The sequence below is a fragment of the Marinomonas sargassi genome, from assembly GCF_025716875.1.
In the GTDB taxonomy this organism is placed as follows: Bacteria; Pseudomonadota; Gammaproteobacteria; order Pseudomonadales; family Marinomonadaceae; genus Marinomonas; species Marinomonas sargassi.
Map to the genome: position 1 here is coordinate 1 of NZ_JAOVZB010000007.1, position 12,389 is coordinate 12,389.

11 protein-coding genes and 2 rRNA genes are annotated in these 12,389 nt (G+C 40.2%); 8 read left to right on the forward strand and 5 right to left on the reverse strand.

The genetic code is table 11. The annotated features are described in order from the left end of the window. Positions 1 to 108: ribosomal RNA gene (locus OFY17_RS13820) — 23S ribosomal RNA — on the forward strand; the annotation flags it as partial. A 236-nt stretch (positions 109 to 344) separates the two neighbouring features. After that, positions 345 to 459 (forward strand): 5S ribosomal RNA (gene rrf / locus OFY17_RS13825). 316 nt (positions 460 to 775) lie between these two features. Here the strand turns inward: rrf and OFY17_RS13830 are convergent. Next, complete coding sequence (locus OFY17_RS13830; protein WP_263531328.1) at positions 776 to 1,120, reverse strand: DUF6164 family protein; 345 nt, start codon at positions 1,118 to 1,120, stop codon at positions 776 to 778. 44 nt (positions 1,121 to 1,164) lie between these two features. Then, on the reverse strand, positions 1,165 to 2,721 hold the full coding sequence (locus OFY17_RS13835) for an EAL domain-containing protein (protein WP_263531329.1): 1,557 nt from the start codon (positions 2,719 to 2,721) through the stop codon (positions 1,165 to 1,167). Between the two features lie 362 nt (positions 2,722 to 3,083). Here OFY17_RS13835 and OFY17_RS13840 point away from each other — a divergent pair, with 362 nt between their 5' ends. Continuing rightward, positions 3,084 to 3,266: a hypothetical protein gene (locus OFY17_RS13840; protein WP_263531330.1), complete on the forward strand. Its 183-nt coding sequence runs from the start codon at positions 3,084 to 3,086 to the stop codon at positions 3,264 to 3,266. 239 nt (positions 3,267 to 3,505) lie between these two features. Beyond that, the gene (locus OFY17_RS13845) at positions 3,506 to 5,227 is read left to right on the forward strand and encodes a lysophospholipid acyltransferase family protein (RefSeq protein ID WP_263531331.1); all 1,722 of its coding nucleotides are present in this window, start codon (positions 3,506 to 3,508) and stop codon (positions 5,225 to 5,227) included. A 26-nt stretch (positions 5,228 to 5,253) separates the two neighbouring features. Here OFY17_RS13845 and mltA read toward each other — a convergent pair whose 3' ends face one another. Beyond that, positions 5,254 to 6,414 carry a murein transglycosylase A gene (gene mltA, locus OFY17_RS13850; protein WP_263531332.1) on the reverse strand — a complete coding sequence of 387 codons (1,161 nt, stop codon included), beginning with the start codon at positions 6,412 to 6,414 and terminating at the stop codon, positions 5,254 to 5,256. Positions 6,415 to 6,457: 43 nt separating this feature from the next. After that, positions 6,458 to 7,042 (reverse strand): DNA-J related domain-containing protein, encoded by a 585-nt coding sequence (locus OFY17_RS13855; protein WP_263531333.1) that lies wholly within the window; start codon positions 7,040 to 7,042, stop codon positions 6,458 to 6,460. Between the two features lie 92 nt (positions 7,043 to 7,134). Here OFY17_RS13855 and OFY17_RS13860 point away from each other — a divergent pair, with 92 nt between their 5' ends. Beyond that, entirely contained in the window at positions 7,135 to 7,812 is a 678-nt protein-coding gene (locus OFY17_RS13860; RefSeq protein ID WP_263531334.1) for a zinc metallopeptidase, read from the forward strand. A gap of 262 nt (positions 7,813 to 8,074) precedes the next feature. Beyond that, positions 8,075 to 10,321 (forward strand): methyl-accepting chemotaxis protein, encoded by a 2,247-nt coding sequence (locus OFY17_RS13865; RefSeq protein WP_263531335.1) that lies wholly within the window; start codon positions 8,075 to 8,077, stop codon positions 10,319 to 10,321. 77 nt (positions 10,322 to 10,398) lie between these two features. Here OFY17_RS13865 and OFY17_RS13870 read toward each other — a convergent pair whose 3' ends face one another. Continuing rightward, positions 10,399 to 10,701 carry an isoamylase early set domain-containing protein gene (locus tag OFY17_RS13870; RefSeq protein ID WP_263531336.1) on the reverse strand — a complete coding sequence of 101 codons (303 nt, stop codon included), beginning with the start codon at positions 10,699 to 10,701 and terminating at the stop codon, positions 10,399 to 10,401. A 400-nt stretch (positions 10,702 to 11,101) separates the two neighbouring features. Between OFY17_RS13870 and OFY17_RS13875 the strand changes: the two genes are divergently transcribed. Both OFY17_RS13875 and OFY17_RS13880 read left to right on the forward strand, forming a co-directional pair. Further along, positions 11,102 to 12,019 carry an urease accessory protein UreD gene (locus OFY17_RS13875; protein ID WP_263531337.1) on the forward strand — a complete coding sequence of 306 codons (918 nt, stop codon included), beginning with the start codon at positions 11,102 to 11,104 and terminating at the stop codon, positions 12,017 to 12,019. A 22-nt stretch (positions 12,020 to 12,041) separates the two neighbouring features. After that, on the forward strand, positions 12,042 to 12,344 hold the full coding sequence (locus OFY17_RS13880; RefSeq protein WP_263531338.1) for an urease subunit gamma: 303 nt from the start codon (positions 12,042 to 12,044) through the stop codon (positions 12,342 to 12,344). Positions 12,345 to 12,389 lie beyond the last annotated feature (45 nt).

Consider the following 12,389-nt stretch of genomic DNA (forward strand, 5'->3'; position numbering starts at 1 on the left):
ATAAGTCCCCTAAAGAGCCGTTGAAGACTACGACGTTGATAGGTTGGGTGTGTAAGTGCTGTGAGGCATTGAGCTAACCAATACTAATTGCTCGTGAGGCTTGACCATATAACACCAAAGTGGTTTTTAGGTATGAAAAGGAAACTTAGATTACTGAAAAGATTACGACACAGATTACGATAGCATCAGCAATGATGACTACTGGTTTAATACTTGATTTACGTTATTCAAAAAAGAGAATTGTTGAAGCTTAGCAAGCAATCTGATGCTAAGAAGCAATAGAGAGACAAGCAACGAATTGGCGTGTTGTGATGTACGAACATCATAACGGCGCAACCGAATTGCTTGACGATCATAGAGGCGTTGAACCACCTGATCCCATCCCGAACTCAGAAGTGAAAAGCGCCATCGCCGATGGTAGTGTGGGGGATCCCATGTGAGAGTAGGTCGTCGTCAAGCTTTAAATAATGGAAGCCCTGATAGCAATGCTGTCAGGGCTTTTTTGTGTGCGGAAGAAAAGTGCTCGGAAGAAAGCGTTAGGAAGAGACTAAGAGAAAATCAAAATACCGTGCCAGTGTGGGACTCTTTAGACGATATGCATGTGAGAGCAGCTCAACCTCAAATAGAAACAACAGAAGACCTGATAGCACCGCTGTCAGGGCTTTTTTGTGTTTAGAGGGCACGCACTCAGAGGGAAGCAACCAGTAGAGTGATGTAAATGTTGCTTAGGGAGAGCTTTCTTTAAGGGCGTTACTAGATTAATAGTGAAGAGTATTTATAGTGCAAAGGGAAAGATAGATAAACCTATGACTAACACTATGGCAACTAGAGTGAAGAGTGATTCTATAGGGTTTTGTTTTGTATGTTCTAAGTAGCCACATAGATAATCTTTCAAGGATGGCTCTATCATCTCCTTGGATCTAGCATCTTGATCTTCTTGTATCAGCTCTAGGGCTTGCTGAGCTTGTGCTTTGTCTTTGACCCATAAGCCAGATAAGGATACTTGCCAGCGCCCAGCTGTTGTTTCATAAAAGCTAATTTCGTGGTCGATTAGTAGCTGTTTGATTTCGTGAGCTTCTTCATCAGGTACGTGCTTAAGTTTAAAAACTAATGTCGCCATAATAAAACCTTGGTAAGAGTATTTTTCTGGAGAGAGTTAAGGTCTTACTCTTGTCTTTCTTTGATCCACTTAAGAGCCTTTTTTTCAGGAAGTGGAGCGCTGAAGTAATACCCTTGAATGAGTTGCACTCCGAGGGGCTCAATAATATCAAGTTGTTCTTGGCGCTCAACACCTTCTGCTACAACTGTCATATTTAACTCTTTGGCCAGTGATACGACTGAAGTGACAACCTGAGGGGTAAACGCATCTTCCTGTAAGTTTGCAATAAATATACGGTCTATTTTTAGAGTATCGAAGGGGAAGCGTCTTAAGAAATCTAAGCCAGAATATCCAGTACCGAAGTCATCTACAGATAGGCGGATGCCCAACTTTTTAATTTCAGATAATGTGCTAATCATTAGAGGCAATTCTTCATCGGTCAAGGCATAAGTTTCGGTTACTTCTAAGAAAAGCTTTCCCTTTAGTTCAGGGTACTCTTTGAGGATACCTGTTAATTTAGAGGTACAAGAGCTATCTAATAAGGTTAATCTATCTATATTCACCGCAGTACTAATGTCTTTCAGCAGATTGGGGTTTTCCCGATAGAAGTCCCCAACCTTTTTAATTACCATCCATGTGAGATCATTTAGTAAATTGAAACGTCTTGAGGTTTCAATAATAGTAGGTGGTGATACTCGACCATGATGAGGTGAATCCCATCTTATCAGAGCTTCTAAGCCGTGAGCCTGTTTGTCCTTGAGCGAAACTAGAGGCTGGTAATATATTTCTATAGAGCCAGTCTCAATCGCTTCTTTTAATCCGTATATCAAAGACTGGTGGTACCTTTGAAAGCCTAAATGCGTGAGGCAAAGGGTAATAAATATGAGCAGCCAAATGATAGTAATGTAAGGTATTAGGTTGTTGATAGAGTGCCAATAAAAGCCTGTTGGTAGGTAAATTGAAAAGGTCATCGCCCAATCATCTAGAGAGGCTTGTGTTCGACCTAATAATGGCGTGTTGGCAGGTAGTCTATTGGAGACTAGAGTAAGCTTACCTAAGGTGAGACGATAGGAATAGTATGGAGGTAGTACATAGTCTATTTCTCTTGAAAGGCTGGTTGGAGAAGCAAGGCCACTAATGCCAAGACCACTTTTACTCTGATAATAAGCTATGAATGCTTGATAACCGAGTTTGTTATATGTGCCACTGATGAGTGATACAGTCGTATTATTCTGGCTTTCTTTAATCCGTTCTTCAATGCTTGAGAATATTTGAATATTTTGAGGGCCAGAGTTCGTACAATAAATTTTGTATTCTTTGTCAAAGAGTCCAAATCGCTTAAAAATAGGTGATGTGAACGTTTTGGCGCGTAGATGCTTCATGCTTTCTTCTGAACAAGAAAGGGGGGTGTTGTATAAGGTACTTTGTAATTCTTCATGTACCGTATCCATTTTGTCTTGAAGAGCCGTTTCAGCAAGCTTGGACTTAGTGTTTAAATCATCGATTAAATATAAATAAAGCCCTGCAAAAGCAATGATTAAGCTTAAGGCTAGAGACGCTATAAAATATATGGCGGTTATTTTTTTTCTATTAATGAATAGCAATTTAATATTTGTGAACATAGAAAAAAAGAGCCTATCTACCATGAAATTGTATTGAAAATTTGGTGCTTGAATTCTGTTGTTGAAGTTATATTGATCTAGCATGCCATATAAAGCTATCAGCTACCAATATATAGACAATTATAGGGACTATTCTGGCGCTTATTATACAGAAGCGAATGTAATCTAAATGATTATTGATGTCGTATGTGATGAATCGGTTTCCGATAACTTACCTGTACCTTTATTGTTGAAAAGTGCTCCTAGGATTACTTTAGGCTACAGAATATTGTTCTGTTTGATGTTTTTTGCCATGATGAGTTATAGCTTGCTGGTAATTCTGGTATAGTGGGTACTCACTCATATATCAAGGACTATTTACAATGGCAACAAAGAAGAAACAGCCAGCTGCAACGGAAACTTCGGAATCCATTGAAAAGCAAATGCAGGAGTTCCTTGCTCGTGGTGGACAGATTGATAAGATTGAATCCGGTGTAAGCGGTCAATCACAGCTTACAGGCTCTCGTCATATCTCTCTTGGAAACAGTAAAAGCAAAGCGCAATAAAAGGTATTTAAACCTTACTCTCAATTTGTCCGTCAACCTTCTTTTTTAAGCAATATTTGTGCGTTACGAATAAAATAAGGTTGGCGTAACAAACCTCTCTCTTTTTCGATTGTATTTAAAATAGTATTTCAGTTAGCCTCCTCTCTAGTAATATTATTGTCATCTTTCTGTCGCAGATTTGTCATCATCACTTTCTATTCTTCATGGTCTAACTAATTGAATTTGAGTGGGGTTTCACTGTGATACAAGTCGAGCAAATGATTGCCCAAAAATCCCCTCAATTTTTCGAAAAAAGCCCACTTATCACTCGCCCAACGTTAAGCCTGTTAAAGCGCTTATTCCACGAAAACGAAGTTAACCAATTCCTGGAAAAAAACGACGGCTGTGTGGGGTTCGAATTTATTGATTGTGTATTAGATCATTTCAACTTTAGTTATCAAGTGAGCCAAGTGGATCGTCGTAATATACCTGCTAGCGGCCGAGTGGTTATCATCGCTAATCATCCTTTAGGAGCATTAGATGGTTTAGCTTTATTAAGGCTGATCGGAGAAATTAGGCCTGATGTCAAAATTGTCGCTAATGACATGTTGATGGGTTTTGATGGACTGAAAAACTTAGTGTTACCTGTGGATAATATTGGCGGAAAAACAGCCCGTCAGCAGCTTAAAGCCATTATGAATTGCTTGCATAATGAGGAGGCTGTCATCATCTTCCCTGCTGGGGAGGTGTCTCGTATATCGCCAAGTGGCGTGAAAGACCAAAAATGGAATCAGAATTATCTGAAAATTGCCCATAAAACCAATAGCCCGTTACTACCTGTTCATATTGGTGGGCGTAATTCTATGCTGTTCTACACAAGCTCGATTGTTTACCGCCCACTTTCTACTTTGCAGCTTGCGAATGAGATGTTCCGCCAACGTAATCGTAAAATTCCTATGCAAGTGGGTCAGTCTATTCCGATTAAAGAAGTTGCCGCTTTACCTTTGAGCGATAAAGAGAAAAGCAAACTGGTAAAACGTCATTTGTATCGTATTGCCAAGGGCAGAAAGCCGTTATTGAAAACGGAGAAAACGATCAATCACCCTCAGAATAGACAGTTGATAAAGCAAGAGCTAAAAACCGCTGAGCACCTTGGGAGTACCAAGGACAATAAACAAATTTATTTGTTAGATTACGACCCCATGTCTGTCACCATGAAGGAAATTGGGCGCCTGCGAGAAGTTGCATTCCGTAAAGTGGGTGAAGGTACGGGAGAATCTTCAGACTTAGACCGTTTTGATCAGCATTATCGCCACCTTGTTTTATGGGATGAAGAGGCTTTGGAAATTGTAGGTGCTTATCGTATAGGCGAAGTTGCACGCTATATGAAAGAGGAAAAGCCTAATAAAATCTACAGTGCCGAACTCTTCCAATATTCTTGTGATATGGAACCTTATTTTGAACAGGGAATTGAGCTAGGCCGTAGTTTTATTCAGCCTAAATACTGGGGTAAGCGTAGTTTAGATTACTTATGGTACGGTATTGGTGCTTATTTGAATCGACACCCAGAAATTCGTTATATGTTTGGCCCTGTGAGCTTGAGTAACAGCTATCCTCAAATCGCAAAAGACTTTATCGTCTATTTCTATTCGCTGTATTTTTCAGATAATGAATCTTTGGCTCGTTCGTTTACTCCTTATCAGGTGCAATCTGAACATAGTCAATTATGCTCAGAATTATTTTGTGGTGATAACTATGAAGAAGACTTTAAAGTATTGAAGTCCCAGTTGAGCCATCTAGATGCTAATGTTCCGACTTTATTCAAACAGTACAGTGAGTTGTGCGAAGAAGGCGGTGTTAGGTTTTTAGATTTTGGCGTTGATGCCGATTTTGGTTATTGCGTTGATGGTTTAGTGCTAGTTGATTTAGAAAAAATTAAAGAAGCTAAGCATAAGCGTTATCGTGGCGAGCAAATCGCATAAAAGGATATTACTCGCCGAAAGCGCTGTTACTGCCTTTGTTTAGGAAGTAACAGCCATACCTTGCCAAAGTGTTTTAGCTGTCCTGCGTGAAAGTGAGCGTCTTCCCCAATTCCCTGATACCAATCTATGTGCCCCGGACCTTTAATGGCTCCGCCTTTATCTTGGGCAAGTAAAAGGCGAAACTCATGGTCGATTAAGTCGCCATTCGCATCGAGTTTAGGTACTTGTGCTAACAATATTGACCCGAGCGGAATAACGCTGGGGTCTACCGCTGCAGAATATAAAGGGGTGAGAGGAACATTAGCGGCACCAATCGGTTTATTCGGCCCTTCACTAAAAAATAAGTAACTGGGGTTGGCAGATAAAATTTCTTGCTGCCTTTCTGGATGCTCAATTAGCCATTGCTTAATGCTTTGTGCGGAAATATCTTTTCTATCTATTTCGCCTTTCTCTATCAATACTTTGCCAATGCTTCGGTAAGCATGCCCGTTTACTCCGCCCCAAGAGAGTAACTTTTGCTCTCCGTCTTCATATTCGATAACACCCGACCCTTGTACATGCAGAAAGAAGTTATCAATTAAACTGTCAGTGTAAGCAAGCTCTAAACCTTGTCCTGTAAGAGCACCTTTAAAATCAATATCTTCTCGTGAAGGGAAAGTACCATCCTCATTGCGAATTGTCGGTTTACGATAAAGAGGAAAACGATATTGGCTGTCAGGTAGGTGGCGTGCGGAAATGATAGGAACATAATAGCCTGTGATCTGCACGTTGCCCCTTTGATCTTGCCCTTTGATTTGATGAGCGATTAGGTTTGGAGAATGTTTAGGATTTTCTAACCAGTGCTGAATTTCTGTTGTTACAACTTTTAAATCAGAGACACTCGTTGTGAGTTGTTCTAATGCAAAGGTTTGCTCGCTAATTTTATTTAAATAGTTTGCTTGCTGCTCTAGGCCAAATTGAAAAGTGGCATCTGGGTAGGGGAGCCCAGGAGGAAGGCTTTCTGCTAAATAAAGTGCGTCGCGCTTTAGTGCATTAGCATCTCTGCCATTATTTTTGAAATCATTAGAGTGATCAATTTCATTGGTACTACAACCATTAATAAATAGCGTTATAAGACAAATGTAAGTCGCTAATCTAGAGCGACTTACATCAAAAGAAGAAGTGAATTGTTTAATGCTTATTATCATAAATATTCTTAGAGACTCTTTTTATTGTCTTTGTTTTTAGAGGTCACAAAGCCATTTTTAGTGTTTCATATGCCTGTCTTAAATTAATAAAAGTGGCCTGATCCCCACCTCGGTCTGGGTGGTGCAGTTGAGCAAGTTTACGGTATTGTTTTTTTATGTCCGTTTGGCTTGGGTTAGCAGAGCTCAATTGTAGCGTTTTGAGTGCAGATTCCTTATGGTCATTTACATGCAAGGCTTTATAAAAGCTATCTATTAATCGGGAGACTTCTTCAGAGTCTGTTTTCTCATACTCACTCCAGTCCAAATAGTATGCCGCAAGCTTTTCGTCAACACTGATACTAATATCGTTACTGCTAGATAAATTGACTTGTTTGGAGCTGATGAGTTCAATATGTGTTGAAGAAATACTGAGATGTAGGCTCTCTTCTTGCCACAAATTAATATGCAATTGATATAACGCATTCATTATAAAAAAGTGCTGACGGAATAAACAAAGATTGGGCTCGTCCGCTAAAGAGCAAAACTCAGGTAGAGCGCCTTTTAACTCTTTTAATATATCAAACTCACTTACTCCGTTCGGGTGTTGCTTCAGAATCTCGAGAATGGGTCCAATAAGCGGGTTATTCATATATAGCTCTTATAAATACGTTTCGATACAGTGTATGTGATGACAAAGAAGAGCGGTATTAATTTTATAGGGAATCAAGTGTAGGTGAATGTATGTTGTGGGTAATCGTCATCATTATGGCGTTGGTTTTAATCGTTGGGCCAAATATATGGGTTAGGTGGACTCTGAAGCGATATTCACAAGAACGCAAAGATTTAGCTGGCACCGGTGGTCAATTAGCTGAACATCTCGCAAAGCGGTTTGAATTGAAAAACGTGACCATTGAACGAACCGTTGAGGGGCAGGATCATTTTGATTTTATCGCTCACGCAGTTCGCTTAAGTCCAAGCGTGTTCGATGGACGCTCTTTAACTGCGGTCGCTGTGTCTGCCCATGAAGTAGGGCACGCCATTGCCCATGAAAAGAAAGAGCCTATTTCTCGATTAAGTACCCGCTACCTCCCTTTGGCTAGAGTACTGCAGCGAATAACTGGCTGTATGTTAATTGGCTGGCCGTTAATTAGTGTCTTGATGCATATTCCGTATACTGCACAATTACATGCTATGTTGGTTGTTATCTCTGCTTTTGTGGCGGTTCTGATTCAGTTAGCAATGTTGCCAGAAGAGTGGGATGCCAGTTTTAATAAAGCTTTGCCTATTTTGGCCGAAGGTAATTATGTATCGCACAGTGAGTTGCCTGTCATAAAACGTATTTTGATCGCTTGTGCTATGACGTATGTGGCATCGGCCTTGATAAAAGTATTGTATTTTTGGCGTTGGTTCCGACGTTAAATGTGACAGAAGGGATAATTTGTTATATAAGGAAAAAGGAAGAATTGTGTAAGCTAGAGTTTAAGCCTTATAAAGTTTGTGGAATAGTGAATATATTAAGCCTTAAACAAAAAGACACAAAGCGAAGCTAGAGAACGCATGGGACAAAGTATATTGTGTATTTTTTTGTGTCCCTGATTTTGCTTTCAATAGTTATCTAGGTAGGGATACTGGGAAGTAAATAAAGTATATCGATCCGACAACTATTGAGAGAGTATTCTGTATGACATTTAAGAAACAGGTGTTACTGATTTTGATTTTAGTGGGGCTTATTCCTGCTTTAATCGTTACTGCTATCTCACTAACTTTTTCCACTAGTTCTTTGAAAGAAAGTGCATTCGAGAAAGTTTCCTCATTAGAGCAAAGTAAAAAAGCCCTTGTTCAAGAATACCTTCATGGTTTGGAAGATGTTGTTAGCTTGTTGGCAAAAAGTCCGATAGTGAGACACAGCTTAGAAGATTTTGATGCGGCTTTTAAAAAAGTCTCTAAGAACGAAACAACTAAATTACCGAGTATGGACACTATTCGAAACGATTTAACTCGTTTCTATAGCAACGAATTTGAGCCAGCTCTGAAAGAAAGTAGTGGTAGCTTGAGTGTTCCTTCTATGTCCGCTTTGACAACCCCCCTATCGGATACTGCTGCAATTCTACAATATGCCTACATAACGAATAACCCTAAGCCAGTCGGTAGTAAAGGTGAATTACCTTACTCTGAATATGGGCTTGAATATGATGTAGTGCATAAAAAAGCGCACTCATACCTAACGGATGTTCAACAAAAATTTGATTTTTACGATGTATTCCTAGTAAACCCAGAAGGTGATGTGGTTTACAGTGTCTTCAAAGAACTTGATTATGCAACCTCATTGGCCGACGGCCCTTACAGTAATTCTGGGTTAGCAGCTTCTTACCGTAAAGGTTTGACTGTATCAAAAGGTGGTAGTGCTTTTACCGATTTTTCTTTGTATATCCCATCTTATAATGCACCTGCTGGCTTTATCTCAGCGCCAATTTACGGTGAAAATAATAAGGTATTAGGCGTGCTTATTGCTCAGTTCCCGATTGAAGTACTTAATGAACTAATGAGTAAGCGTGAAGGTTTAGGTGAGTACGGTGAAGCTTATCTTGTAGGTAAAGATAATTTAATGCGATCTAAGTCGTATCTAGACCCTGAAAACCACTCTGTAAAAGCTTCTTTTCAGTACCCTGATAAAGGCAGAGTTGATGCTCATTCTATAGAGGAAGCACAAAAAGGTAATACAGGTTACGAGATTTTAGATAACTATAAAGGTGATGAAGTGATTTCCGCTTATACTCCTTTAGAAGTAGCTGACTTAGGTTGGGTGCTTATTATCGATGTGTCCATTGACGAGGCATTATCAAGTACTAAAGTCTTATTGGATACCATCACAGTTATTACTCTTATTATTTTGGTCGCTGTGATAGCGATTGCTTTGGCCGTAGTTAAAATGATTACTAAGCCTCTGGGCGGCGAACCAAAAGAAATCCAAGAAATTGTGGCTCAAGTTGCAGGGGGGGATTTGACCCATGAGTTTAATGCATCTGCCGACCCTGCTTCGATCTATGGTGCTATGTCTAAAATGACATCAAATTTGAGTGGCTTAGTCAGTCAAATACGTCAGACTATTCATACTCAAAGTTCAACCTCTGAGGGGCTGGCGGCCATCACAGAAGAAACGAGTCAAAATATTCAAGAGCAGCATGCCAATACAACTCAGATTTCTTCGTCGATGAGTGAAATGGCGGTGTCTTTCAAGGAAGTGGCGAATAATATTCAAGAAGCTGCTTCAGCATCAGAAGTGGCTGATGGGAACTTGGAACAGAGTTTAGAAATTGTTTCCCGTGCAGCTCAGGATATCAATGCTGTGGCAGATGAACTGAAGCGTTCTCAAGTTTCTGTAGATAACTTAGCGCAACGCACAGAAGACATTAACGCAGTTGTAGAGACCATTCAGGGAATTTCGGATCAAACTAACTTGCTAGCATTGAACGCGGCGATTGAAGCTGCACGAGCTGGTGAAACGGGTCGAGGTTTTGCTGTTGTAGCCGATGAAGTGCGTGGCCTAGCTCAAAGAACTCAGCATGAGACTCAGCAAATTGCACAAATTATTAGTGCTTTGCAAACTGGATCTCAAGAAGCTCAAGGTGTTATTCATGCCAGTGTGCAGAATGCTCAACAGGTGGCTAGCAAGTCACAAGAAACCGTTGATAAATTAAATGAAGCCGTTGATAACGTAAAACGCGTTTCCGATATTGCTGTACAAGTATCCACTGTCTCAGAGCAGCAATCCGGTGTTGCTCATGATATTAGTGACAGACTGGAAACGGTTGCTACCATGTCCTCAGAAAATGAGCAGTCGATTCAGAAGATTTATCAATCTGGTGAAAGTATTTCAGCCTTATCTGATGAATTGAGTGTTCAAATAGAGCGCTTCAAAATTAAATAGAGTCAGCTCCAGATATAAAAAAACCAAGCTAAATTGCTTGGTTTTTTTATATCTGAACTATGGGTAGATAATGTGTATTAAGTGTTTAATACACAGTTTGAATCACCGCTCATTGGGCTCTGTGCGTAGCCGTCAGCCATATCGTCATTTAACCAGTTTCCATCCACCAGATAGCGGAATTGATAGCTGCTTTCAACCGCAAAATTAATGGAGGTGGAAAATGCGCCAGACTTCTGTTTACGAAGCGGATGTGAGCTTGTATCCCAGTCATTAAAGTCTCCAACAACAAATACTTTTTTTGCTCCAGCAAGCGTATCCGCAGATAAGGAAAACTTCACTTTACATTCAGGCTTGGTTTTTAAGTAGGTTTTCTCAATCATTTTCGGCTCCATGATTCATTAATTGACAAAATTTAAGGGGTGACTAACAGTCTGGCTAGGTTGTTTTAATCTCAAAGCAAAGCTTACGCCATAGTTTCTTAAGTTATTCATTCACATAGAAAAGCTTTCTAAATATTTTGTGTACTAGGTCAATTGACTTATAGAAAGGCCCAAACTTGCTTGTTATGCTCCATTATAGGGCTTTAATATTACAGTTTTTTATAAGAGATGAAATGGCTTTAATGTTACATTAAGTCATTCAAGAAATAGCTGAGGGATGGTTAATTAGGTAAAAGAGGGAAGCTTTTATAAGGCGTCTTTCATCTCGCTTTATAGTGATTAGCAATATATAAGTGAGCTTTGATACGGCCCAAACTTAAGTGCCATCTTTAGGACATAAATGATCGAACATACCAATATTGCATCAAATAGTGTTTTTTCACAGGAAGTAAATGTTTCTCACGTTGACTCTGAAAAAGCATCTCAATGGCCTGCCTTTTTGACTTTGGGTTTCCTGAAGACATCCCGTGGCACAGTATTAAAAACCTGTGACCACAAAGGCCCTCTCTATGTGCAAAAGCCCTTCTATCCAGAAGGGGCGGATATTGCACATATTTATTTGCTTCACCCTCCAGGTGGCTTGGTTTCAGGTGATAGGTTAACCATTACGGCTAATCTGGCGGAAAATACCCAAGTACTTATTACCACACCCGGAGCTGGGCGAGTTTATCGTGCTCGTTCTGACAAGGCTCTTCAGCATCAGGTCACGCAGCTTAACGTTGCTGACAACAGCATTTTGGAATGGTTGCCTCAGGAAACCATTCTTTATCCTAATGCCCATACCCGATTAGAAAACAAGGTAGAACTTGCCGATGGTGCTAAGTTCATTGGTTGGGAAATAACTTGCTTTGGCTTGCCTGCTAACCAAAAGGATTTTGCAGAGGGCTATGCAGAACAAGGTTTTCAAATTCGCCAGAATAATCGTCTTAAAGTGCGTGAACGTTTAGTAGTAGATAACACAACCAAGCGACTCTTACAGGCAAAAGCAGGTCTTAATAATCAGCCGATAAATGGCTTAATGATTGCAGGACCTTTTGCACTGGATGTTCCACAGGATGAGTTGATTGAAACATTACGTTCATATTGTCGAGATCATGTATCAACAAGTGGTGTTAGCCTAGTTGGAGACTTCATTATAGTGCGCAGTCTCCATAACGATTCGGAACAAATGAAGCAATTATTTACTCAATGCTGGCTATCCATTCGCCCAGCATTAACAGGACAAAAAGCCTGCCCACCTAGAATTTGGGCGACCTAATTTCGTTTTATGAGGTGATGACATGGAATTACTTCCAAGAGAAAAAGATAAGTTATTGGTATTTACGGCAGCCCTATTAGCTGAGCGTCGCCTGAATCGAGGATTAAAGCTGAATTACCCTGAAGCCATGGCCTATATTACGATGGAGATCATCGAAGGCGCACGAGACGGTAAAACGGTCGCTGAGTTAATGAGCTACGGTAAAACTTTACTGAGCGCAGAACAGGTAATGGAAGGCGTCGCTGACCTTATTCATGAGGTGCAAGTAGAAGCGACGTTTCCTGATGGCACCAAGCTTGTGACGGTCCATAACCCGATCAACTAAGGCTCAAACTGACGACTTAATAGATTAATGAAAGGGGATAAAAAA

Excerpts from the sequence above, each read along its gene's own strand:
- OFY17_RS13830 (WP_263531328.1), bottom strand. The coding sequence starts at position 1,120 with ATGGCGACATTAGTTTTTAAACTTAAGCACGTACCTGATGAAGAAGCT.
- OFY17_RS13835 (WP_263531329.1), bottom strand. The coding sequence starts at position 2,721 with ATGTTCACAAATATTAAATTGCTATTCATTAATAGAAAAAAAATAACC.
- OFY17_RS13840 (WP_263531330.1), top strand. The coding sequence starts at position 3,084 with ATGGCAACAAAGAAGAAACAGCCAGCTGCAACGGAAACTTCGGAATCC.
- mltA (WP_263531332.1), bottom strand. The coding sequence starts at position 6,414 with ATGATAATAAGCATTAAACAATTCACTTCTTCTTTTGATGTAAGTCGC.
- OFY17_RS13855 (WP_263531333.1), bottom strand. The coding sequence starts at position 7,042 with ATGAATAACCCGCTTATTGGACCCATTCTCGAGATTCTGAAGCAACAC.
- OFY17_RS13860 (WP_263531334.1), top strand. The coding sequence starts at position 7,135 with ATGTTGTGGGTAATCGTCATCATTATGGCGTTGGTTTTAATCGTTGGG.
- OFY17_RS13865 (WP_263531335.1), top strand. The coding sequence starts at position 8,075 with ATGACATTTAAGAAACAGGTGTTACTGATTTTGATTTTAGTGGGGCTT.
- OFY17_RS13870 (WP_263531336.1), bottom strand. The coding sequence starts at position 10,701 with ATGATTGAGAAAACCTACTTAAAAACCAAGCCTGAATGTAAAGTGAAG.
- OFY17_RS13875 (WP_263531337.1), top strand. The coding sequence starts at position 11,102 with ATGATCGAACATACCAATATTGCATCAAATAGTGTTTTTTCACAGGAA.
- OFY17_RS13880 (WP_263531338.1), top strand. The coding sequence starts at position 12,042 with ATGGAATTACTTCCAAGAGAAAAAGATAAGTTATTGGTATTTACGGCA.